Source organism: Rhodococcus sp. IEGM 1318 (assembly GCF_033142465.1).
GTDB classification, from domain to species: domain Bacteria; phylum Actinomycetota; class Actinomycetes; order Mycobacteriales; family Mycobacteriaceae; genus Rhodococcus_F; species Rhodococcus_F qingshengii_B.
In genome coordinates this window covers 205,433-226,982 of the sequence record NZ_JAWLSC010000005.1, presented here as the reverse complement: position 1 = coordinate 226,982, position 21,550 = coordinate 205,433, and the positions used below count along the sequence as shown (strand labels likewise).

Genomic DNA, 21,550 nt, shown 5'->3' with positions numbered 1-21,550 from the left:
TTGTCACATCTGCACAAAACGTGAAGTGACTCATAGAGGCAGGATTGAGTAATGAAACCGTCGCCGCTGACTTATCACCGACCGTCCTCGGTCGAGGACGCGTGCCGAATCCTCTCCGAGGTATCTCACGAGGGGAAGGTGCTCGCCGGTGGGCAATCGCTTGTGCCGCTGCTGTCCATGCGCCTCGCCGCCCCCGCCCACATCGTCGACATCGGATCGATTCCTGACCTCGCTTCTGTGGCCTCGTCCGAAGACGAAGGAGTGCGGTTCCAGGCCCTGGCCACGCACTCGGTGCTGGCGGCCGACGAAGGTGCTCGCCGAGTTCAGCCTCTGCTGAACCGCGCTCTGCAGTTGGTGGCGCACCCCACGATCCGTAACCGCGGGACGAGCGTCGGCTCCATCGTCCATGCCGACCCGTCGGCGGAGATGCCGGCAGTCCTGACACTGCTCGGGGGCAGCGTGACCGTCCAGTCGGTGCGTGGCACCCGCGAGATCGCGTCGCCGGATCTCTTTGTCGGTCCCCTCGAATCGAGCCTGGAATCTGACGAGATCGCGGTGTCGGTGTCGGTGCCCGCCGCCGAGCCCGGTGTGGGAACCGCTATCGACGAGATCGCCCGTCGCCACGGTGACTACGCACTGGTCGGTGTCGTCGCGCGTATTCGCGTGGTCGACGGTCTGGTGGCCGAAGCACACATGACGTACGTGTCCGCCGGAGAGCTGGGGCAGGTCGTGGACTATACGGACGTGCTGGCGGGGGCATCTGCGACGGATCAGCGAGATCCGCGCTGGCGCACCCTCGGGGAATGCGCCCGCGCGCAGATAGATACCGAGGCAGACATTCACGGGACGGCGGCGTACCGCTCGCAACTGGTGTCCGCGCTCACCGCGCGGGTCGGGTTTGCAGCGGCAACAGATGCTCTCAGTGAGAACGCAGTACTGGCAGGAAAGTGGTGACCATGTCCAAAAACGATCGCTCCATCGATGATCAACTCGCCGAGTTGGCAGCAGATACCGGTGAACACCATGTGGCCGTGACGTTCACGCTCAACGAGGTGACGAGCACTGTCGTTCTCCCCTCCCGCACTCTGGCCTCGGACGCCATTCGTCACCACCTCCGTAAGACGGGAACGCACGTCGGTTGTGAACACGGTGTGTGTGGTGCGTGCACTGTGCTGCTCGACGGAAAGCCGGTGAGATCCTGCCTCGTCCTCGCCGCCAGCCTCGAAGGTCGATCGATCACCACCGTCGAAGGACTCGTCGAGCCGGACGGCACCTTGCATCCGGTTCAGCAGGCGTTCAAGGATTGTCACGGTTTGCAGTGCGGATTCTGCACACCGGGTTTCGTGACGACCATCGCGGCGTTTCTCGAGGAGAACCCCAATCCCACGCGTGAGGAAGCAACCGACGCGATAGCGGGAAACCTCTGCCGTTGTACGGGATACCAGAACATCAGGGCGTCGGTTCTACGCGCTGCCGAGATCAAGCGTGAACGAGCCGGGCAGTTCCCGCTCGGAATCGACGACGCATCCACTCGGGAGGCGTTGGATCGCAAGGTGCGGGGAACAACGAATCCCGTCGGAGGACGGGTGGGTAAGGCATGAGTACTCCGGTCAAACCAGCAAAGCGCAACGGGGCCAAGCACCCCGCTTCCGATCATTCGACGGCCGATCATTCGGTTGCCGACGACGGCAAGTTTTTCGGCAAACCGATTCCGCGCGAGGAAGATACGCGTCTGCTCAGCGGTCAGGGGCGGTATCTCGACGATCTGGGTCACAACGCGCTGATCGCGGCATTCGTCAGGTCGCCGCATGCACATGCGCGAATCATCGACATCGACATCGATCAGGCACTGGAAGTGCCTGGCGTACATGCCATCTACACCTACGAAGATCTCCTGGCCGACACCCCGGAGATGGCGGAGAACCTGCCACTGCTCATTCCGCATCCGGGAATCATCGCTCCGCGTAACGGGTACCCCCTTGCAAAGGACGAGGTGAACCACGTCGGAGAAGCCATCGCCATGGTGGTCGCCGACAATCGGTACATCGCCGAGGATGCGTGCGCGAAGATCGACGTCACGTACGAGACACTGAAGCCGGTAGTGGGAATCGACGTCGCTCGCACTGCCGACAATGCCGTTCACACTGACGTTCCGGACAACATCGCCGCTCATCTGCAGCACGGGTTCGGTGATCCGGATGCCGAACTTGCGGCCGCGCCGCACCGACTGACGCTGGATCTCGAAATCGAGCGTTCGGCATCCATGCCGATGGAGGGCAAGGGTGTCTACGCACGCTGGGACGGCGACGAGAACACCCTCACGTTCTGGACCTCCACTCAGACGTCCACCTCCGCCCGCGCCGCCATTGCCGCGCGATTGGGTATGGCGCTGAACAAGGTTCACTGCATCGCTCCCGACGTAGGCGGTGGATTCGGTGTCAAGATCGTCCATCCGTGGCCCGAAGAAGTGATGATCACGTGGGCCGCTCGACGCCTCGGCCAGGCCGGCATCTCCTGTGAGGTGAAGTGGGTCGAGGATCGCCGTGAGCACTTCATCTCGAGCGCACACGAGCGTGGACAGATCCAGAACATCGACATCGGATTCGACGACGAGGGCCGTCTGTTGGCTTTCGACTTCACGTTCTGGCACGACAACGGCGCGTACCTGCCGTACGGGATCATCGTCATGATCAACACCGCGACGCAGGTTCTCGGGCCGTACAAGCCGAAGTCGTTCCGGGTCAACGCCTATTCGCTGTACACCAACACAGTCATCGTGACCCCGTACCGAGGCGCCGGACGTCCGCAGGCCGTGTTCGCGATGGAGCGATCAATGGACGCCATCGCCAAGTACCTGAACAAGGACAAGATCGCGGTCCGCGAGGCGAACTTCATTCGCCCCGAGGACATGCCGTACGACTTCGGTCTGATGTTCCAGGACGGACGCCCGTTGATCTACGACACCGGTGACTACCAGGCCGGCATCGACAAGCTCAAGAAGCTCATCGACTGGGACGGATTTCCCGAGTACCAGAAGAAGGCTCGCGCCGAGGGGCGGAGTGTCGGCATCGGCATCGGCGCGTACGTCGAGGGAACCGGTCCCGGACCCTACGAGGGCGCACACGTTGTGGTCGAGACGTCCGGAAAGGTCAAGGCGGCAACGGGCTTGACGACGCAGGGCCAGGGTCACCAGACAGCGTTCGCCCAGATCGTTGCAGACGATCTCGGAGTCAAGGTCTCCGACGTCGAGATCGTCACCGGTGACACCCGCCGGTTCGGTTATGCCGTCGGCACTTTCGCCTCACGTGGCGCGGTCATGTCGGGTTCGGCTTTCCACGTCGCGGCGCAGATGGTCGCGGAGAAAGCGAAGAAGATCGCGTCCGGAATCTTGAATCTGCCGGAAGGCGAACTGGAACTCAAGGGTGGTCACGTGTGCAAACTCGGCACCGAGCCCGGAGTGGAAGGTACTTCTGTGCCGCTGAGTGTTGTTGCCGTTCTGTCGAACCCGCTACGATATGCGTTCGACCGTGAGTCGAAGCTGGCTACCGGTTTTGCCAAGACCGACACGGACATGTCGAAGCCGCCGATTCCCGAGGGCGAGCAGCCCGGTCTGGAAGCCACCGGCTACTACTCGCCGCCCAGTTCGACTTTCGCTTCGGGAGTGCACGCGGCGATCGTCGAAACCGATCCCGTCACAGCCGAGATCACGGTCCGTCGTTACGTCGTCATCCACGACTGCGGCAACGTGATCAATCCGCGCATCGTCGAAGGCCAGGTCATGGGCGCCGTCGCGCAAGGTATCGGCGGCGCACTCTACGAACGAATCGTCTACGACGAGCACGGGCAGATGCTCAACGCGTCGTACATGGACTTCTTGATGCCGTTTGTCACGGAGATGCCGGATTCACTCGAGATGGATCACACCGTCACGCCGTCGGGGCTCAACCCACTCGGTATGAAGGGCGCCGGCGAGGCCGGTGTGATCCCGACCAGCGCCGTCATCGCGGCCGCCATCGAGGATGCCGAAGGAATTTCGATCACGTCCATGCCCATTTCACCGTCCGAACTGTTCGAACTTCGACTCGCACATGCGGGTTCGTCATCAGAGGAGAATGCATGAGAATCGCCGGCACCGCGCAGCTGACGGCACCTCGAGAAGAGGTCTACGACAAGCTCCAGGACGGTCGTGTACTGGCCGCGACCATTCCCGGTGTGCAGTCGCTCGAGCAGCTCACGGACAATCACTACAAGCTCTCGATCATGGCAGGAGTCGCGTCGATCAAGGGCGTCTACGACGGTGAAGTTGTTCTTTCGCAACAAAATCGGCCCAATTCGTTTGTCATGACGGCTTCGGGCGCTGGTGCTCCAGGCACGGTGAAGGCGGACGTCACGGTCACGTTGACGGAGAACGAGGGTGGCACGCTGCTTTCGTACGACGCCGACGCGGTAGTCGGCGGGATGGTCGGCGGCGTCGGACAGCGGATGATCACCGGTGTCGCCAAGAAGATGGCCGGGGTGTTCTTCAAGAGCATCGACGGCGTCATTGCCAACGGCATCCCCGAGAAGGTCACTGCCGCCGTGGCGGCGGCAATCCCGGCAGCGTCGGTCGAGGCTGTGCCGGTAGTTTCCGGAGCTGTCGCGGCACCGACGGTTCTTCCGGCCGGTGTACCGACAGCGGGTGGCGCCGATGCTCGCACGGTGATGGTCAGCGCCGTCGTCGGTGCGGCCATTGCTTTGTCAGGTGTTGCTATAGGCGGATTCCTGGCCCGTTCTGGGTGTCGCGAGTAGTTCACCGGAGTGTCAGCAGCTGTTTCACGATGAGGGAAACGCCCCGAACCGACCAGGTTCGGGGCGTTTTTCACGTCCCCGTAACCCACATGGGCGCCGGCGAAGATCCGCTCGTGATCGTGCGCCGAACCTTGGTCCCCCGATTCGGCGAATTGTGACAAAGAATCCGCTCTTCCGAACCTGTGGAATAGCACTACACGTCAGGTACGAGCCACTTACCGGCTAGGCCGCAACCGTCGATCGGTACCAGACGAGACGAGCCAAAGATCCCAGGAGGAAGCGTGGAACCCAGGAAGATTCGGGTCGGTATCGATACCGGCGGAACGTTCACCGACATCGTTGCAGTGGACGACGAAACCGGCGCCATCGTCACTACCAAGACCCCGTCCACTCCGGCGGACCCCGCCGAGGGCTTTCTCGCCGGTATCGAGAAAGTGCTCGCCAAGCTCGGCGAGAGCGGCGACTCGATCGGTGCGGTCAGCCACGGGACGACGGTCGCGACCAACAAGCTGCTCGAAGGCAAGGTCGAGAATCTCGGCTTCATCACCACCGAGGGGTACGAGCACGTTCTCGAAATCGCTCGTCAGTCGGTGCCGGACGGTTACGGCAACTCGTACTTCTGGGTCAAGCCCGAACGCATCGTTCCTGCCGATCGTGTACGCACCGTCGGTGGACGGCTTTCCTTCGACGGCAGCGAGATTCGCCCGCTCGACGAAGAGAGCGTCCGTAGCGCAGCGCAGTTCTTCAAGGACCGCGGCATCCGCACCATCGGTGTCTGCCTCATGCACTCGTACGCCGATCCGACGCACGAGGAGCGCGTACGCGACATCCTCTTCGAAGTTTTCCCCGACGCGACGGTGAGCATCTCGAGCCAGGTGCTTCGTGAGTACCGCGAGTACGAGCGGTCCATCACCACACTCGTGGACGCCGCGGTCAAGCCGAACATCCGCAACTACGTGAACAACATCGCGAATCGTCTGCGTGAGTTCTCGACCACCGACGGCGAACCTCGCGATATCCCGTTTTACGTCATGAAGTCCAACGGCGGTGTCCTCTCGGCCAAAGAGGTTGTTCACCAGCCTATTACGACAGTACTTTCCGGACCGGCTGCCGGCGCTCTCGGTGCCGCGCTGATCGCCGACGCAGCCGGCGTCGAGCAGGTGTTGACCTGTGACGGCGGCGGAACGTCGACGGACGTCACCGTCGTGGTTCGCGGCGAGCCCGCGCTGACCACCGAAGGGCGAGTGGGCAACTACCCGTCGAAGATCCCGATGATCGATGTCGTGACCGTCGGCGCCGGTGGTGGGTCGATCGCGTGGATGACGCCGGAGCACACCCTCCGAGTCGGTCCTCAGTCGGCCGGCGCCGATCCCGGACCGTTGTGCTACGGCAAGGGCGGCAGCGAACCGACCATCACCGACGCGCACGTCCTGCTCGGTCGCATCCCACCCCACCTGCTCGGTGGTGAGATCCCCCTCGACACCGAACTGGCGCGCAAGGGACTCGAAGAGCTTGCAGCACAGCTGAGTCTGGGGTACGAAGAGTGCGCGGTCGGTGTCCTCGAGGTCTCGGCGTGGAACCAGGCCAACGCCCTGCGCCAGATCACCGTCAAGCGTGGTCTCGACGTTCGCGACTTCACCCTCGTGACCTTCGGCGGCTCCGGCTCACTGCTCGCCTGCCGTCTCGTCGACATCCTGGGTCTGAAAGACGTTCTTGTCCCGCTCAATCCGGGTAACGTCTCCGCGTTCGGTCTGCTGACGGTCGATGTCCGCAACGACTACGTCCAGACGCACGTCAGTCGTCACGACCGGTTGAAGGCAGAAGACCTGCAGAGCCAGTTTGATGCGTTGGCCGGCGAAGCCGAGATCGCGCTCGCCGAAGAAGGATTCGACGAGACGCAGCGCAAGTACTCCCGTACTGCGGATCTGCGCTACCTCGGTCAGGCCTTCGAGGTGCGCGTCCCGGTGGCGGAAGGTACCGTCACGGCGCAGATCATGGACGACGCGGCCGAGGCGTTCCACCAGGCGCACCGCGAACTGTACGGCTACGACTTCCGGGGAGACCCGTCGCAGCACGTGGAATGGGTCAACCTGCGCGTGAGCGGCATCGGTCCGATCAAGCGTCCGACGCTCAAGGAGATCGCCGCCGGAAACGGTGCCGAGACCGCCCGAACCGGTTCGCGCCAATCCTATTTCGACAGCTGGGTCGAGACGGCCACCTACGATCGCACACTGCTCGGTGCGGGTGACGTCATCGAAGGACCCGCCGTGATCGAGGAGTTCAGCTCGACTGTTCCGATCCATCCCGGATTCTCGGCACGTATCGACACCTTCGGGAACATTCGTATCTCGAAGTCTTCCGACTCGAACGGAGTGAAGTGATGACCGCCATTCTCGATGCTGCTGCTGCCACCGCGGCCAAGCCGTACCGACTCACCGCTACCGACGGCGCGTCACCTGATCCGATTCTGGTCGAGATCGTCGCCGGTTACCTCGCCAGCGTGGAAATGGAAGTCGAGACCTCCATTTCGCGCACCTCGCGTTCACCGATGATCCGTGACGCTCACGACTTCCGCGCAGGTATTCACGACCGGAACCTCCGCAAGCTCACGGGCCGTTCGTATTCCGCTCTGGTTCATCCGATCGCGCGGGACTTCCCGCTCGAGACGATGAAGCCGGGAGACGTGTACTTCCACAACGACGTCTACCTGTCCGAAGGTGGAATCGGCCATCTCCCCGACCTCTGCGTCACCGTGCCGGTCTTCGCACGCGTCACTCCCGATGCCGAACCGAAAGTTGTCGCCTTCGTTCAGGCATTCGGTCACCACGACGACATCGGCGGTTGCTGCCCCGGTTCCATGCCGTCCGGTGCGACCACGGTGTACGAAGAGGGACTGATGGTTCCGCCGATCAAACTGTGGGACCAGGGCATTCCGAACGAGGCGGCGCTGCGCATCATGACGCGCAACTCCCGCATGCCCGACGCTCTCGCAGCCGATCTCGATGCCGAGTGCTCGGCGTGCCTGATGGGTGCGCGTCGACTCACCGAATTGTTCGAGCGCTACGGCGTCGACACTGTCGAGTCGTGCTTCGACGCGATGATGGACGCGACCACCGAGACGTACCGCCGCGAGATCCTCAGCAAGATCCCGGTCGGTGAGTACACCTGGGAGGACTACGCCGAGCATGACGGCGTCGACGAGCCGATGCTCCACATTCAGCGGATCACGCTCACGAAGACGCGGCCGGAAGACGAGGGCGGCGAGCGACTCATCCTGGACTTCAACGGAACCGGGCCGCAGGCAAAGGGCCCGATCAACCACTGCGGCGACTACGCGGACGGAAACTTCCTCATCAAGTGGCTGGCGCCGATTCTGCGTAACCTCGCGGACACCCCGGAGCGCATGGCCGAACTGGATGTCAACGAAGGCGTCGTACCGCTGATCGAGATGAAGTTCCCCGAGAAGGGAACGCTGATCACTCCGATCTTCCCCGCTCCCACCAACGCTCGCACGTTTGTCATCCTCCGCCTGCTCGGTGTGCTGGCCGGCGTCGTGGCCAAGGCCGTGGACGGCAACATGCCCGCCGATCAGGAAACCATCAGATACACCGGTGTTTACGGTGAGGACTTCGAGGGTCACTCGTACCTCATGCGTGAGGTACTCGGCGGCGGTTCGGGCGGACGCTACTACGCCGACGGTGAGGACACGATTCACGTCGTTCCCGACTCGCGGAACCTGCCGACCGAGTTCACCGAGAGCCGCTTCCCGTTCATTGTCGAGAAGCTCGGTCTGGCCATGGATTCCGGCGGAGCCGGACGCTACCGCGGCGGCCTGGGATACGAGAAGCACATCCGCATGCTCAAGGATGCGCACTTCATGTCCATCGCGGACCGTTCGATCCTCGCCTGCTGGGGAGTCAAGGGCGGCAAGGCCGGCCGGCCGTTCTCCGTAGTCCTGAATCCGGGTGGACCGAACGAGCGTGAGTTCGACGCTCTGACCGATGCCGAGCCGATCAAGGCCGGCGAGGTTGTACGGATTCGTACCACCGGTGGCGGCGGTTGGGGAGATCCACTGGAGCGTCCCACCGAGGAAGTCTTGCGAGATATTCAGTGGCGCAAGGTTTCCGTCGAGGGCGCACGCGCTGACTACGGAGTTGTCGTGATCGAGGGTGACGAGCCGTCTGTCGACGAGGCTGCTACCACGGAGCTACGGGATCAGTTGCGTTCGGAGCGCGGTGAGAACGAACCCTTCTTCGATCGGGGTCCGGGCTACGCACAGCTTTCCGGTGGCGCCACCTCAGCGGTCTACGACTACGTCTAGGACGGAAAACTCTCATGGAGAACGGAATTGCTTGCGGCGCCGACATCGCGGTGATCGGCGCCGCGGGTAAGACCGGTGAGGCAGTTGTCGCCGCACTTTCCCCGAGCGTGACAGTTCGGCGACTGGTGCGAAAGGCCCGTATCGACGGCGACTTCGAGGTCGAACTCGAAACGGGAAACGGACTGCGCAAGGCGCTCGCCGGGTGCCGAGGCGTGTATTTCATCGCCCCCAACGTCCATCCCGACGAGCCGGCGCTTCTTCGCAATGCGCTGACGGCAGCGGCTTCGGCGGGAGTGGAGCACTTTGTCTATCACTCCGTCGCGTGGCCGTTCAGCCCGTCCATGCCGCATCACCTGGACAAAGCCAGGTGTGAGGACGAACTGCATCGCTCCCCGCTGAAGTGGACTGTGTTGCAGCCGTGCGCGTATGCCGAGAACTTCGAGGCGGTACTCACTGGTCGATCCGAGACCATCGTCCTGCCGTACAGCGCGGACACGAAATTCTCGTTCGTGAGTTTGGCGGACGTGGCGGCCGTTGCTGCTGTGGTTCTGAGCGAGGGCCCGGGCGAGCATCACGGAGCGACGTACGAAGTGGGCGGTCCTGAAGCAGTCAGCGTCATGGAGGTGGCACAGATGGTGGAGAAGCAGACGTCACGGACCGTCACGATAGATCAGATCAGTGTGGATCAATGGCGCGAACGGATAGGCAACGACCTCGACGTCAACGCCAGCTCGCGTCTGGCCGCGATGTTCGACTTCTACAACCACCACGACTTCCTCGCCGGCAGTGCGGCCGTCGAACTGCTGTTGGGTCGCCGACCGACGGGAATCGAGAGCCTGATTCGGTGAAGCTTGCTACGACATGCCTCCTGCCGCCCAGACCACGAGCGGTGGAAGGGCGGCCAGGATCAGGCAGACCGTTCCGTTGAGCCACTTGTGCTCCACCGTTACGGCGGCGAACTCGCGCAGGATCGCGCTCGGCAGGTAGTACCGGGCGGTGCGGGAACCGATGACTTCTGCGTCCAATCCGAGGCTTCGGGCAAACGTCGCGGTTCGGAGGATGTGGAAGTTGCTGGTGACCAGAACCATCCGAGGGTCCGTGGTGTCGGCGCGGAGGAGGTCCCGCGTGTACTCGAGGTTCTCGAGCGTGGTGGTCGAACGGTCCTCGAGCATCACGTTCTCACGCGGGATCCCGTGATCGACGAGGTAGACGCACATTGCCTCCGCCTCGCTGACGGCCTCGTCCGATCCTTTCCCGCCGCTGACGACCAACAGCGGTGAACGTCCTTCGCCGACCTCGGCACGAAAGACGTCCGCTGCCTTGTCCAGACGGCTGGCCAGCAGGGGCGTTACGTCGGCGCCCGAAAGCCCAGCTCCGTGCACCACTATCGCGTCCATCCCGGGCTGGTACTTCTGGCGTCCGTAGACGTAGGAGTAGAGCAGAAAGCTTGTGAACAAGAACCCCAGGTACGACGCGACCAGACTGAGTGATCCGAGAACGACTGCGAGCCAGTATCTCTGCGTCAGCAACGCGGATGCGAGCAGCACATAGGGAACGAGCAGTCCGAGGCCGGCGACGAGCGAGAGCAGATTTGCGATGCTGAATCCCTCGCGCCGCAGCATCGTGACCCCGTTGACGATCAGGAACCCCGCGAGCAGGAGCACAAGCAACGGCGAGAGCAGAGCGATCGTCGCGATCACAAACGACGGGACCTCGGTTCCCGGCGCACCCGACTGCAACATCCAGAAACCGGTGAAGATCAGTCCGAGAAGTAGATAGACGCCGTTGCTCAGCCTCCGCCTGTCCTGTCTGAACCGGTAGCCGCAGAATCCGAGCAGCGCGAGGCCGATGAGGAGAAGGATCACGGAGCCAGCCTAAGCGAGGCCGCTCTACCCGACGGTCGTCACCACCTTCGACTGCTGGATCGACGTCAACACTCTCGTGCGGGCCTCGATGAACAGTGGGTCCGCTTTCGTGGTCAGTTGATCTCGAGCACCGGTCAGAGGAACGTCGACGATGTCCTGCATCAATGCCGGAGTTCCGCCGAGGACGACCACTCGATCGGACAGGTACACCGATTCGTCGACGTCGTGGGTGACCAGGAGGACGGTGATGCCAAGATCACGCTGAAGGGTGAGCAGCAGGTCCTCGAGTTCCGCGCGGGTCTGCGCATCGACCGACGCAAAGGGTTCGTCCATGAGAAGTACCTGCGGTCGGTAGGCGAGAGCGCGAGCTATCGCCACTCTCTGCTGCATTCCGCCGGACAACTGCCAAGGGTAGGAACGCACAGCACCTTCCAGACCGACGACGGCGAGTGCCTCGGTTACCCTCTCGTTCTGAACCTTGCGTGCCAGGCCGTTGCCCCGCAGCGGCAGGCGAATGTTCTCACCTACTCGAAGCCACGGCATCAGTGTGCGTCCGTAATCTTGCGACACGAGCGCAAGAGTGGCGGGCGGAGCGTCGATCGTGATCCCGGCGATGCGGACCTCACCCGTAGTCGGCTTCTGTAAACCGGCGATGCAACGAATCAGCGTGCTCTTGCCGATTCCGGAATGTCCGACGATGCAGACGATTTCTCCCGGTGCAACCGAAAGATCGATCCCGCGAAGCACTTCGCGGCCGGTAGATCCGCCGTAGGTCACCCCGAGGCCGTTCAGTTCGACTGCGGGAGTGGATGCCGCAGATTCTGTGGATGACATCAGTTTCCTTTCACTGCGAGTGCGCCGTGGGTCCGAGGCTGCCATTTGAGCAGCCAGCGTTCGATCACGCCGTATCCGAGGTTGAGCACGTATCCGATGATTCCCAGCAGGAGAATTCCGGACCACATGTCTGCGATCGCGAAGGTCTGTTGGGCGACGATCACGAAGTGACCGATTCCTGCAGTGGAGACGTACATTTCGCTGCCGACCATGATGACGACACCGATCGCGAGACTGGTGCGGATGCCGACCGTTATCTGAGGCATCGCTCCGGGGAGGAGTACCTGCGTGACCAGCAGGGGCGTTCGGATCCGATAGCTGCGCGCCACCAATCGAATACTCGGGTCGATGGAGCGTATGCCGTCGAGTGTGTTGAGGAGTATCGGCCAGACCGCGCCGAAAGCGATGGCGGCGACGTTGCCCGAAGAACCTGTGCCGAAGACGATGAACAGGGCCGGCAGTACAGCGAGTGCGGGTATGGCGCGGAAGAACTGGAGGAACGGATCGGCGATGTCTGCAGCCAGTGGGAACAGCGCAAGAAGCAGACCGGCCCCGATGCCGAGCACCAGTGCCACGGTGAGGCCGAAGGCAAGATTGGTCAGGCTCGGCACGACATCGCGTGCAAATCCTGACCCGAACCAGTTGTCCGCAAATGCTTTCCAGATTCGTGACAACGGCGGGAAGTACGGCGACTTACTCGACGCGGATCCGAAGTACCACACGACGACGATCAAGATCGGCAGCCACAACTCCCACGCGAGGAGTCGAATCCCGGACATCATCTTCACGTCGTCATCCTCCTCGGGATGTAATGCCAAGCAAGTAAACGATTCTCGATTGCCATCACAGCGAACGCGAGCAGCATGCCGAGCACTCCGGCGACGACGATGAGTGCAAACATTCGGTCCGGGACGGATTGGCTCAGCAGGATTTCCTTGCCGAGTCCGGGAACGCCGGCGATCAGTTCGGCGCCGATGGTCAGCAGCAAACTCAGTGTTGCCGAGATACGAATTCCCGTGAAGATGTACGGCATCGACGCGGGTGCAACTACGAGAGCGAGTCTGCGCCACAGGGGAAGCCGGAAGGATCGTGCGGTGGCCAGTAGTTCCGGATCGACGTTGCGGACACCGTGGATGGTCTGGAGCAGGATCGGCCACACGCTTACCGCCACGATCAGCGCAACCGCCATACGTTGTGTCGGGCCCATGATCAACAGAAAGAGCGGGATGATCGCGAGCGGAGGCACGGTCCGGCAGAAGTCGATGACGAAGCGCGAAGAGACTGTCAGGAACGGGTGCGCGGCGAGCAGCAGTCCTGCCGGGATTCCGATGACCAGGCACAGAGCCAATCCGACGGCGGTTGTGGTCAAGGTCTGTCCCAACGACGTCCACAGCGAAGAGGTACCGAGTTCGTCCACGAACGCCACTGCCACGTCACTGAACTTCGGCACACCTTTGACGTTCTCGTCGCCCAGCATTCCGAAGACCTGCCAGGCGACTGCCAACGCGAAGAGAGTCAGCAGCCGTCCGAGCAGTACCTGCCTGCGGCGTGTTTTCGGGGTTGTCAAGGCAGGCAACTTAGTTGGCCGGAGTCAGCAAGGAGTCGCTGTCAACCGACTCCGTCAGAACCCCATACTTGACCAGCAGTTCGATCTCCGTGCCGAGAGCGCCCGGTTCCACTACTGCGACGAACTGAGGATTCTTGCTGTTAGCCAGCATTTCGAGCGGAATCTTGGCTTGTGTCGAGAGTGCGGCCTTGACCGCGCCCGGATTCTGATTGGCGTAGTCAACTGATTTGGCAAGCGCCGTAAGGAATTTCGCGAGTGAGTCCGGGTTCGCATTGACAAACGATTCCGAAGCGACCAGCGAGGTCCCCGGTACACCGGGTGCGGCCAAGGGGAAGGGGTGGCCGAGGATCTTCAGCCCCGAGTCGGTTGCTTTGCTCAGGAACGGATCGATGAGGAATGCAGCGTCGGCTCCGCCAGTGGAAACCAGGTCGCCGAGGTTGGGCATGGGCGCCTGAATGAACGAGATCTTGTCGGCTGCTCCACCAGATTTCTCCACCGCGGCAGAGATGACCGCCTCGCTGACGGACTTCAAACCGCTGATCGCAACGGTTTTGCCTTCGAGGTCACGGAAGCCACTGATGGAACTGTCCTTGGCGACAACGAGGCCGGACTGGTCGACGTCGTCACTCGCGGCAAAATTCGTGAGTCCTCCGACGATGGTGACGGGCATGTTCTGGCTGCGTGCCTGAATGGCGGCAGCGGCAGTTGTGGCTGCCATATCTGCATTTCCGCTGAGCAGCAACGGAATTTGAGCCGAGGAGCTGGCCCCGCCCTCGACGAGCTGAATGTCGAGTCCCTCAGCGGTGAAGAACCCCTGTTCCATGCCCAGCCAGATCGGTGCGAAGTCGGCGATCGGTTGAGGAGCGATGCGAATCGTGGTGGTCTGCGTGCCCCCATCGTCGGAGGCTGTGGCGTCGCTCGAGCAGCCGGTCAGTGCCAATGCCGCGGTCGCGACCGCCGCTATGGCAACAACTCTGAACCGTGGTGTCGACCGGAGGGTATGTCCAACCGTCATGTCCGAAAACCTCTCGCTGGGAAAGATAGGACTTCCTTGCCGGGAGTCCGGTGGGAAGGTGAAGACGCTCAAAGAAATTCCGTACGCCGGAATGATTGTTGTGACTATAGTAATTTCCAAGACGAATGCCAAGGGTTTTCCAAGAACACGAGATTTCGGATCGCCGGGTACATCCACGGCACCGGGAGGGGATCGGATGACGAAGGGTTCTGCGTCCGCCGTCGACAAAGCGCTGGATCTACTCGAGGCCATCGCGCGCTCGACCACGCCGATGAAGCTCAGCGAACTGGCAGAAGAAGTCGGGATGCTCCGCCCGACTGCGCACCGAGTGCTCGGAGAACTCGCGAACCGTGGTTGGGTCTTCCGCTACGACGGTCGCTATCTCCCCGGCCCGGCTGCACTTCAGGTTTCCCACGAAGCGGCAGCGCATTCGTTGGCGGCCTTGTGCGATCCGACCATGCGGGTGCTGTCCGAGAGCACGGACATGATGGTGAATCTGCAGGTTCTCGAGAGCGGCGGGACGCGAATCATCGCGGCGTTGCGTCCCGAGCGGCTCAAGATGATCACTCGGATGCTCGGGGATCTACTTCCGCCGCACCGGTTCGCGGGACCGCTCGCGTTGGTGGCGGCACTCGAGGACAACACCCGGGCGCCCTACCTGGCGATGGTGGAGAAGAGTGGCTATCCGCTGGAAGGCCCCACCGGCTTTCTCGCCGACATAGCCGAGACGCAGAAAACCGGATTCGCCGTTGTCCACAAACGATCTCAGGACATCATCGGTTCGGTCTCGCGGGCAGTGTCTTCTCGCAAGGGCTCTCCCCTCTGCGCGTTGACGGTGATCGGTTTCGACACGGACTTCGACGCGAAAACGACGCGGATGGTCGAAGAACACCTGCTGCGGGCGACCGATGAAGTGCAGCAACTCCTTACTGACCACACTTCGGGCAAGCGCCCGTCCGACGCAGGAGAAGAAGGATGATTCCACGGACCGAGGGCTTCATCACCGTCGCAGACGGCGAACGGGTCTGGTACGAGACTGCCGGCGAGGGCCCGGATCTGATTCTCACGCACGGTCTCGGCGGCAACGCTGCGGTCTGGTACCAACAGGTACCGTACTTCGCTCAGCACTATCGGGTAATCAGCTGGGATCAGCGAGGATTCGGCCGGTCCACTAACGAAAATGGCAACCACGGCCCGGTAGCGGCAGTCTCGGATCTGATCGAAATCATGAACCTGTTGGAGGTCGATCGAGCGCATGTGGTCGGTCAGTCGATGGGCGGTTGGGCCGCATTGGGGACCGCGATCGCTGTTCCGGACCGGGTGGAGTCGGTAGTTCTGGCCTGCACGACCGGCGGCATTCCCGTCGGCTTCGGTCCGGACAGCGCACCTCCCCTCACCGCGGCGCCCGTCACGGCGCGGCCACTGGGGGAACACCCCGCTGTGGGCGGACGGTTGCCGAGCTTGGACATGGCGAGAGCATATCTGTATCAAGCTCTCGGCACCTTCGGCCATCGCCCACCAGACACCGAGTTCTTCCGAATTCTGAAGGCCCACAACTATTTGCCGGCCGATCTTGCGGCGGTGGCTGCACCGGTTCTCCTGATCGCGGGTGAGCTGGACGATTTGATGACACCCGAGCGGATTCGCAGCGCCGCCGAGTTCCTGCCTCACGCAGAAGTGGTCGAGCTTGCCGACCGCGGTCACTCCCCCTATTTCGAGGACCCACACGCGTGGAACGAGTTGGTGGCGCACTTCCTGGCCGACGTTCGCGCCCGTCCAGTGCGCTGAAACCGTCCACTCGCCAAACATATTCCACTTCCGAGGAGACCTAATGGATTCATCTCAGACCGTCGAGTTCATCCCACCCGCTTTCGACACACCGTTCTCCACCGGAGTGCGTGTCGGAGATGTTCTGTATCTGTCGGGCCAGATCGGCATGCTCCCAGACGGAACCTTGGCCGACGGCTTCGAAGCGCAAGCCCGCCAGACCATGGAGAACATTGTCGCTTCGCTGATCGCCTACGGCTCGGGCGTCGAAGCGATCTTCAAATGCACTGTCATGCTTGACGACATGTCTCGCTGGCAGGAGTTCAACAAGGTCTATCTCGAGTACTTCCCGGCATCGAGACTGCCGGCACGCAGCGCGTTCGGAACAGACGGACTGGCGCTGGGTGCGCACATGGAAGTCGAATGCATGGCGTACACCCCGCGGATCTGATTCGGGGGTGTCAGTCGTCCCAATTCACACGTTCGGCCAGGCGCAGCAATGTGCGTCGGCGCGTAGTGCTGGTTTCGCCGATGTGCGCGATCCGGCCGTGGATGTGAGCCCGGAAATTCTCGATACCGTCCCGATTCTGTTCCTGTGCAGAGGTATTCGCAGCATTGTGAAGCAGGGCGCGCAGACGATCGTAATCGTCACGCGGATACGACGGTTGGTCGTTGATCACCAGCCCGGTGAGGTGTTGGCGTCGATGAGGGCGCATCACCTTGGTCTTTCGCGGATGGACGGCAAACCCTTCGTCCCTGGCGATCTGCTCGACCGTCCATAGGAGGGTGCCGACATCTGCCACTTCGATTCCGGAGAAGGCGAGGTCGTCGGCGTATCGGGTGTAGGTGAGCCAGTTCGCTTGTGCGAGAACGCTCAACCGGATGTCGAGTTTGCGCGCGACGAGATTCGCCAGTGCAGGCGAAGTGGGCGCGCCCTGCGGAAGATGCGCGGTTCGTAGCTGCGACGCCTGTGCGTACGGCAGACCGCGCAGGGTATCGGCAGGTGTTGCGACGGTGCACAATCCGGTGAGAGCTCCTGCCACGGCGGGCTGATACCCGAGCGCGGCGAAGATCGCGTGGACTCGCTCACCGGTGATCGACGGGAAGAACTGTGCGAGGTCCACACCGATCACGATTTCCGACTGTGCGTGCGGCGCTGCAAAGGTCAGCGGACTTCGACCACGGACAAACCCGTGGGCCGCGTCGTGTGCGGGCACCTGGTCGAGTATGCGGCGCAATATCTTCCGTTGGATTTCGCGCAACCGGGGTTTCGGTACCTCGAGGAGGCGAGCGCCGGCCTTCTTGCTGATCTGCATCGGCCGGTAGTGGCGTAGCGGTAGGGGTTTCGTTCGCAGCCACTCCCCGCGGTCGGCAAACCATTCGAGTTCGGAGATCGTCAGATCCAGTGAACGCGCCAGATCTGCACTGGTGTTGTAACGGGGGACGTCGAACCGCCACACCGAGGATTCGTTGGTGTCCAGTGAGACCGGGACTGGTCGAAGCCGCGGAAGTTCGCGTAGCAATCGGTACAGGGTTTGTGGTTCGAACGGTGGGGCCGGCATGAGGTCGAGCACTCGGACGGCGAGCGATGTCGCTGAGACACCGTGGACCGTTCCGAATGCCTCTTCGAGCTCACCGAGAGTCCATGGAGCATCGGCAGCAGCAACTGCCAGGCGCCGCGCCAACTCGGGATCGAGCTCGAAGTCACGCATGATTCGAGCCCGGGATGCGGCGGCGTGGGGTGACCAAATCCTTTGTCCGGTGCGGCGGCAAGCACGCGGAGCGTGCCGAACGCCGGTGGACGCAGTATCCAATTCTTCTGGCCGACCCAGGGGTTACCCCTGAGACTGGTCGCGTGGACCAACTCTCACCCACGCACCGCCGCATCCCTTCACAATGGCAGACCGTTCGGTATCTGTCACGTGTGAAGCGGATCTGTCAGGTGTGGGTTCTCAGATCGACGAACGATCCGAACCGACGAACTCGCTGATCCACGGCACGACTGCTTCGCGGACGGTGACCGCCTTCGGCAGTAGTCCGTTGCTCAGCAGGAGATCGACCGCGCGCTGCTGTTCGTCCAGGGAGTCTTAGGTAACAGGGTTGACACCGAAAGGACGTCCGCGCAGTGCAGCTTCCCAGGCATCGAGGCTCGCGGACCCGCCACGCTTCTCGACGTCGTCGACGAAGACCTGGGCGGCTTCGCGGGGGTTGGCTTCGATCCAGGCGTCGGATTCCTGCAGGGCCTCGATGATCGCCTGGAGGGCCTCCGGGTTGGTATCCGCGAAATCGCGCCGGGTGAACCACAGTGAGGGGTGGCTGAAGAGCCCGTCGGTGGCGATCAGCGTGCGCAGGTGTTGCTCGGATTCAGTCGGTGGCGCGAGGCCGACGGACACGTGCTGCAGGGTGTTCGCCTTCCCTTGCATGCGAGCGCTCTGGGGAAAGCCTTTCTGGCCTGGTCCGATATCGACGATTCCGAACTCGCTGCTCTGCCACGTGAAGCGACCACCCAGCGTGCGATCACCGATGTTGCCGGTATCCGCCGGGAATTGGAACTGACTCGCGAACGAGGATACGGATTCAACGACGAGGAGTTGACCCCGGATTTCCGAACGAGCGGATTCCGTTCCTCGCGGATCTCGCCAAGGTGACCGCGCGACAGATCGGTGAAGTGCTTCTCTGAACTGGCGTGAAGCGCTTGTGGCAGATCCGGCCGAACGTGATTACCGTTGAAGTCGAGGGCGCGATCGCACATTGGCTACGCGACGTGACCGCGTCCTCGCGAGCGTGGAGACGAGTGATGACGACGATCGGTGTCGTTGCCCTGCTGCTGGGCGTCCTGTTGATCGTGGTCGAGGCGCATGCCCCAACCGCGGGGGTGCTCGGTGTGCTTGGAGCACTCATGATCGGTGCCGGCGTCTGGATGCTTTTCACATCCGACGGTATCGGCCAATTGATCGCGATCCCGGTGACGGCGGGGGTCGCGGTAGTCGGCCTGGGCGTGGTGGCGGTAGCGAGTCGAAAAGCGCTTACCGCGCGCCGCGCTCCCGTGCGTACGGGGACGGAATCTCTTGTCGGCTCGGACGCGACCGTTCGCAGTTGGACCGGTGCGCAGGGTCAGGTCGAGCTCGACGGTGGATTATGGCGTGCTCGAATGGAATTCGGGTACGACGATTCTGTGCCCGCCGTGGGCGAATCCGTCGTCGTAGAGCAGGTTCGAGGCCTGACTCTGAAAGTGCGCCGTCGTGAACCGTGGGAGCTGCCGCTATGACCACCGTGCTTGTTGTGTTGTCCGTGTTTGTCGTGCTGGTTGCAGTGCTCCTGGGTATGTCGGTGAGGGTCCTGCGCGAGTACGAGCGCGCAGTGGTGTTCCGCCTCGGTCGACTGATCACCTTGAAAGGCCCAGGCTTGGTGATTCTGGTTCCGGCTATTGATTGCATGGAGCGGGTCAGTCTGCGAACCGTCACGCTGAAAATACCGGTCCAAGAAGTGATCACCCGCGACAACGTTCCGGTGAAGGTTACCGCCGTCACGTACTTTCGGGTCGTCGACGCCGACCGTTCGATAGTCGAGGTCGAGGACTTTCTGGCCGCCACCTCGCAGATCGCCCAGACCACACTGCGCTCCATTCTCGGTAAGGCCGAGTTGGACTCGCTGCTCTCCGAACGTGAACGCCTCAACGAGGACTTGCAGAAGGTCATCGACCAGCAGACCGAGCCGTGGGGAGTCAAGGTCACGACCGTGGAGATCAAGGACGTCGAGATCCCAGCCAACATGCAGCGCGCCATCGCCCGGCAGGCTGAGGCCGAACGTGAACGGCGAGCCAAGATCATCAACGCCGACGCCGAATTTCAGGCTTCGGCCAAGCTCGCCGAGGCGGCCGAGGTGATCAGCCGCAATCCGACCACTCTGCAATTGCGTTATCTGCAGACGCTTCACGAGATCGGTAGTGAGAACAACTCCACCGTTGTCTTCCCCTTGCCTCTGGACCTCGTCCGGCCCTTCATGGGCGGCCAAGCAGAGGTTTCTCCTGCCACCCAAGAACATGCCCGTTCTGTCTGGAATGCGAAAGTCGTTGATTAGCAGCTAGTTTCAACCAATCCCGCTCTTGCATTCGAAACTGTGTTCGAATATGATTGCTGCATGGACAGTCGGGAAGCGTGGCAGCTGGGTGGCGAGGATCTCAAGTGTGAGGTTCTGGATCTGGTGCGTGTCCGGCACGAGTTGCAGTCGCGGTTGGTGTTGTTGATCGTGGAGATGTTTTCCCGGGATGTTCTCGGCGGGAAGGGTTTTCGGTCGATCGCGCAGTGGTTGCATGGTTCGACGAATCTGGAGATCGGTGAGTGCAGCTTACTGGTCGGGTTGGCGCGGTTGTTGATGCTCGAACCTGTTGTCGCGGATGCGTTTCACCGGGGCGATGTGGATGCGTTGAAGGCTCGTCAGGTGGCGTCGTTTTGTCAGCATCCACCGAAGAACATGACCCTGGCGGATGTGGACAAGGCCCGCGAGATCTTGCTTGGCCTGGCGTCGAAGAATATTGCGGATTGTGATGCGGTGCGTGCTGCGATCCGGCGGATCGAGAAGCAGTACGGCAAGCGTGAGGACGGAGTTCCGGTAGGGGAAGACTCTGAGCGCAATGAGTTCTACGCCTCGAAAGGCTTGTACGGGCGGGTGACGGTGAAGGGTGATCTGGATGCGGTCAACGGTGCCCGGTTGATCACGTTGTTGTCGAGCCTGTCCGCTCCGACACCGGAGAAAGACGGCGTCAAAGACACCCGCACGCCGGCATTACGGCGTGCGGATGGGTTTTGTGAGTTGTTGCGCCGGTATGAGCGGGCGGGGTTGGGTCCGATCGAGGGCGGGGTGAAACCGCACATCACGGTGACCGCGTCGGCCAAGGACATGACGGACCTTAAAGTTCTGAAAGACCTCTTGCCGTCCACTGAGGAACTGGGGTTCGCGTGGACGGATTGGGTGGGCCCGATCAGTATCGACACTGCACGGATGCTGGCGTGTGACTGCACGGTCACCCGGATTCTGTTGGATGAGAATGGTGTTCCGCTCAAGTGCGGTAAGGAAGCGAGAACGGCGACGGTGCCGCAGCGGCGGGCGTTGGCAGTTCGGGATGGTGGGTGCGCGTTCCCAGGGTGCGGGACTCCGTCGGGGTGGTGCGATGCCCATCATATTGTTCACTGGGGTGATGGTGGCCCAACGGATCTCGACAATCTGATCTTGTTGTGCGGTCATCATCATCGGACGTTGCACCACACGGAGTGGCGGGTGGAGATCGGTCCGGATCGGAAGACGGTGTTCTATCCACCGATGTCGATCGATCCGTATCAGCAGCCGATCGGCGGGAACAGCCCACCTACAGCAGCCTGAACGGGCGCAACTGA

General features: G+C 62.2%; 20 protein-coding genes and 1 pseudogene. 14 read left to right on the top strand and 7 right to left on the bottom strand.

Going from position 1 to position 21,550, the window contains the following annotated elements; genetic code table 11:
- Positions 1-51: 51 nt before the first annotated feature.
- From R4P65_RS14330 to R4P65_RS14300, 7 genes are all read left to right on the top strand, one after another.
- The gene (locus tag R4P65_RS14330) at positions 52-954 is read left to right on the top strand and encodes an FAD binding domain-containing protein (protein ID WP_317827006.1); all 903 of its coding nucleotides are present in this window, start codon (positions 52-54) and stop codon (positions 952-954) included.
- A gap of 2 nt (positions 955-956) precedes the next feature.
- Positions 957-1,601: a (2Fe-2S)-binding protein gene (locus R4P65_RS14325; protein ID WP_317827005.1), complete on the top strand. Its 645-nt coding sequence runs from the start codon at positions 957-959 to the stop codon at positions 1,599-1,601.
- Positions 1,598-4,120, top strand: a complete 2,523-nt coding sequence (gene cutA, locus R4P65_RS14320) for an aerobic carbon-monoxide dehydrogenase large subunit (protein WP_317827004.1) — start codon at positions 1,598-1,600, stop codon at positions 4,118-4,120. Before R4P65_RS14325 ends, cutA begins: the two co-directional genes overlap by 4 nt.
- The gene (locus R4P65_RS14315; protein WP_317827003.1) at positions 4,117-4,788 is read left to right on the top strand and encodes a carbon monoxide dehydrogenase subunit G; all 672 of its coding nucleotides are present in this window, start codon (positions 4,117-4,119) and stop codon (positions 4,786-4,788) included. Before cutA ends, R4P65_RS14315 begins: the two co-directional genes overlap by 4 nt.
- A gap of 281 nt (positions 4,789-5,069) precedes the next feature.
- On the top strand, positions 5,070-7,169 hold the full coding sequence (locus R4P65_RS14310) for a hydantoinase/oxoprolinase family protein (protein ID WP_230815769.1): 2,100 nt from the start codon (positions 5,070-5,072) through the stop codon (positions 7,167-7,169).
- Entirely contained in the window at positions 7,169-9,109 is a 1,941-nt protein-coding gene (locus R4P65_RS14305) for a hydantoinase B/oxoprolinase family protein (RefSeq protein WP_317827002.1), read from the top strand. Before R4P65_RS14310 ends, R4P65_RS14305 begins: the two co-directional genes overlap by 1 nt.
- A 14-nt stretch (positions 9,110-9,123) precedes the next feature.
- A complete protein-coding gene (locus R4P65_RS14300) occupies positions 9,124-9,957 on the top strand; it encodes an NmrA family NAD(P)-binding protein (protein WP_317827001.1) in 834 nt (277 codons plus the stop codon).
- Between the two features lie 6 nt (positions 9,958-9,963).
- On the opposite strand, the gene R4P65_RS14295 is transcribed toward R4P65_RS14300, so the two are convergent.
- From R4P65_RS14295 to R4P65_RS14275, 5 genes are read right to left on the bottom strand one after another with little or no spacing between them, the layout of a single operon-like run.
- On the bottom strand, positions 9,964-10,974 hold the full coding sequence (locus R4P65_RS14295; protein WP_317827000.1) for a YdcF family protein: 1,011 nt from the start codon (positions 10,972-10,974) through the stop codon (positions 9,964-9,966).
- 24 nt (positions 10,975-10,998) lie between these two features.
- A complete protein-coding gene (locus R4P65_RS14290; protein ID WP_317826999.1) occupies positions 10,999-11,808 on the bottom strand; it encodes an ABC transporter ATP-binding protein in 810 nt (269 codons plus the stop codon).
- Entirely contained in the window at positions 11,808-12,590 is a 783-nt protein-coding gene (locus R4P65_RS14285) for an ABC transporter permease (RefSeq protein ID WP_317827136.1), read from the bottom strand. Before R4P65_RS14285 ends, R4P65_RS14290 begins: the two co-directional genes overlap by 1 nt.
- Positions 12,591-12,592: 2 nt before the next feature.
- Complete coding sequence (locus R4P65_RS14280) at positions 12,593-13,375, bottom strand: ABC transporter permease (protein WP_317826998.1); 783 nt, start codon at positions 13,373-13,375, stop codon at positions 12,593-12,595.
- A gap of 10 nt (positions 13,376-13,385) precedes the next feature.
- Positions 13,386-14,390, bottom strand: a complete 1,005-nt coding sequence (locus R4P65_RS14275; RefSeq protein WP_317826997.1) for an ABC transporter substrate-binding protein — start codon at positions 14,388-14,390, stop codon at positions 13,386-13,388.
- A gap of 196 nt (positions 14,391-14,586) precedes the next feature.
- On the opposite strand from R4P65_RS14275, the gene R4P65_RS14270 reads away from it, so the two are divergent.
- Genes R4P65_RS14270 through R4P65_RS14260 form a run of 3 tightly spaced genes read left to right on the top strand, consistent with a single transcriptional unit; the run spans position 14,587 to position 16,608 of the window.
- On the top strand, positions 14,587-15,369 hold the full coding sequence (locus R4P65_RS14270; protein ID WP_095971653.1) for an IclR family transcriptional regulator: 783 nt from the start codon (positions 14,587-14,589) through the stop codon (positions 15,367-15,369).
- Positions 15,366-16,178: an alpha/beta hydrolase gene (locus R4P65_RS14265; protein ID WP_317826996.1), complete on the top strand. Its 813-nt coding sequence runs from the start codon at positions 15,366-15,368 to the stop codon at positions 16,176-16,178. Before R4P65_RS14270 ends, R4P65_RS14265 begins: the two co-directional genes overlap by 4 nt.
- 43 nt (positions 16,179-16,221) lie before the next feature.
- Complete coding sequence (locus R4P65_RS14260) at positions 16,222-16,608, top strand: RidA family protein (RefSeq protein WP_317826995.1); 387 nt, start codon at positions 16,222-16,224, stop codon at positions 16,606-16,608.
- A gap of 10 nt (positions 16,609-16,618) precedes the next feature.
- On the opposite strand, the gene R4P65_RS14255 is transcribed toward R4P65_RS14260, so the two are convergent.
- Entirely contained in the window at positions 16,619-17,869 is a 1,251-nt protein-coding gene (locus tag R4P65_RS14255; RefSeq protein WP_317826994.1) for a reverse transcriptase family protein, read from the bottom strand.
- A 375-nt stretch (positions 17,870-18,244) separates the two neighbouring features.
- Entirely contained in the window at positions 18,245-18,550 is a 306-nt protein-coding gene (locus R4P65_RS14250) for a hypothetical protein (protein ID WP_411742543.1), read from the bottom strand.
- Here R4P65_RS14250 and R4P65_RS14245 point away from each other — a divergent pair.
- The 4 genes and pseudogenes from R4P65_RS14245 to R4P65_RS14230 all read left to right on the top strand — a co-directional run.
- Positions 18,509-18,837, top strand: a pseudogene (locus tag R4P65_RS14245) (IclR family transcriptional regulator C-terminal domain-containing protein); the annotation flags it as partial. The gene R4P65_RS14250 and the pseudogene R4P65_RS14245 overlap by 42 nt on opposite strands.
- A gap of 117 nt (positions 18,838-18,954) precedes the next feature.
- Positions 18,955-19,425 (top strand): NfeD family protein, encoded by a 471-nt coding sequence (locus R4P65_RS14240; protein WP_054781168.1) that lies wholly within the window; start codon positions 18,955-18,957, stop codon positions 19,423-19,425.
- Positions 19,422-20,237, top strand: a complete 816-nt coding sequence (locus R4P65_RS14235) for a slipin family protein (RefSeq protein WP_317826992.1) — start codon at positions 19,422-19,424, stop codon at positions 20,235-20,237. Before R4P65_RS14240 ends, R4P65_RS14235 begins: the two co-directional genes overlap by 4 nt.
- A 60-nt stretch (positions 20,238-20,297) precedes the next feature.
- Entirely contained in the window at positions 20,298-21,536 is a 1,239-nt protein-coding gene (locus R4P65_RS14230; RefSeq protein WP_317826991.1) for an HNH endonuclease signature motif containing protein, read from the top strand.
- Positions 21,537-21,550: the final 14 nt, after the last annotated feature.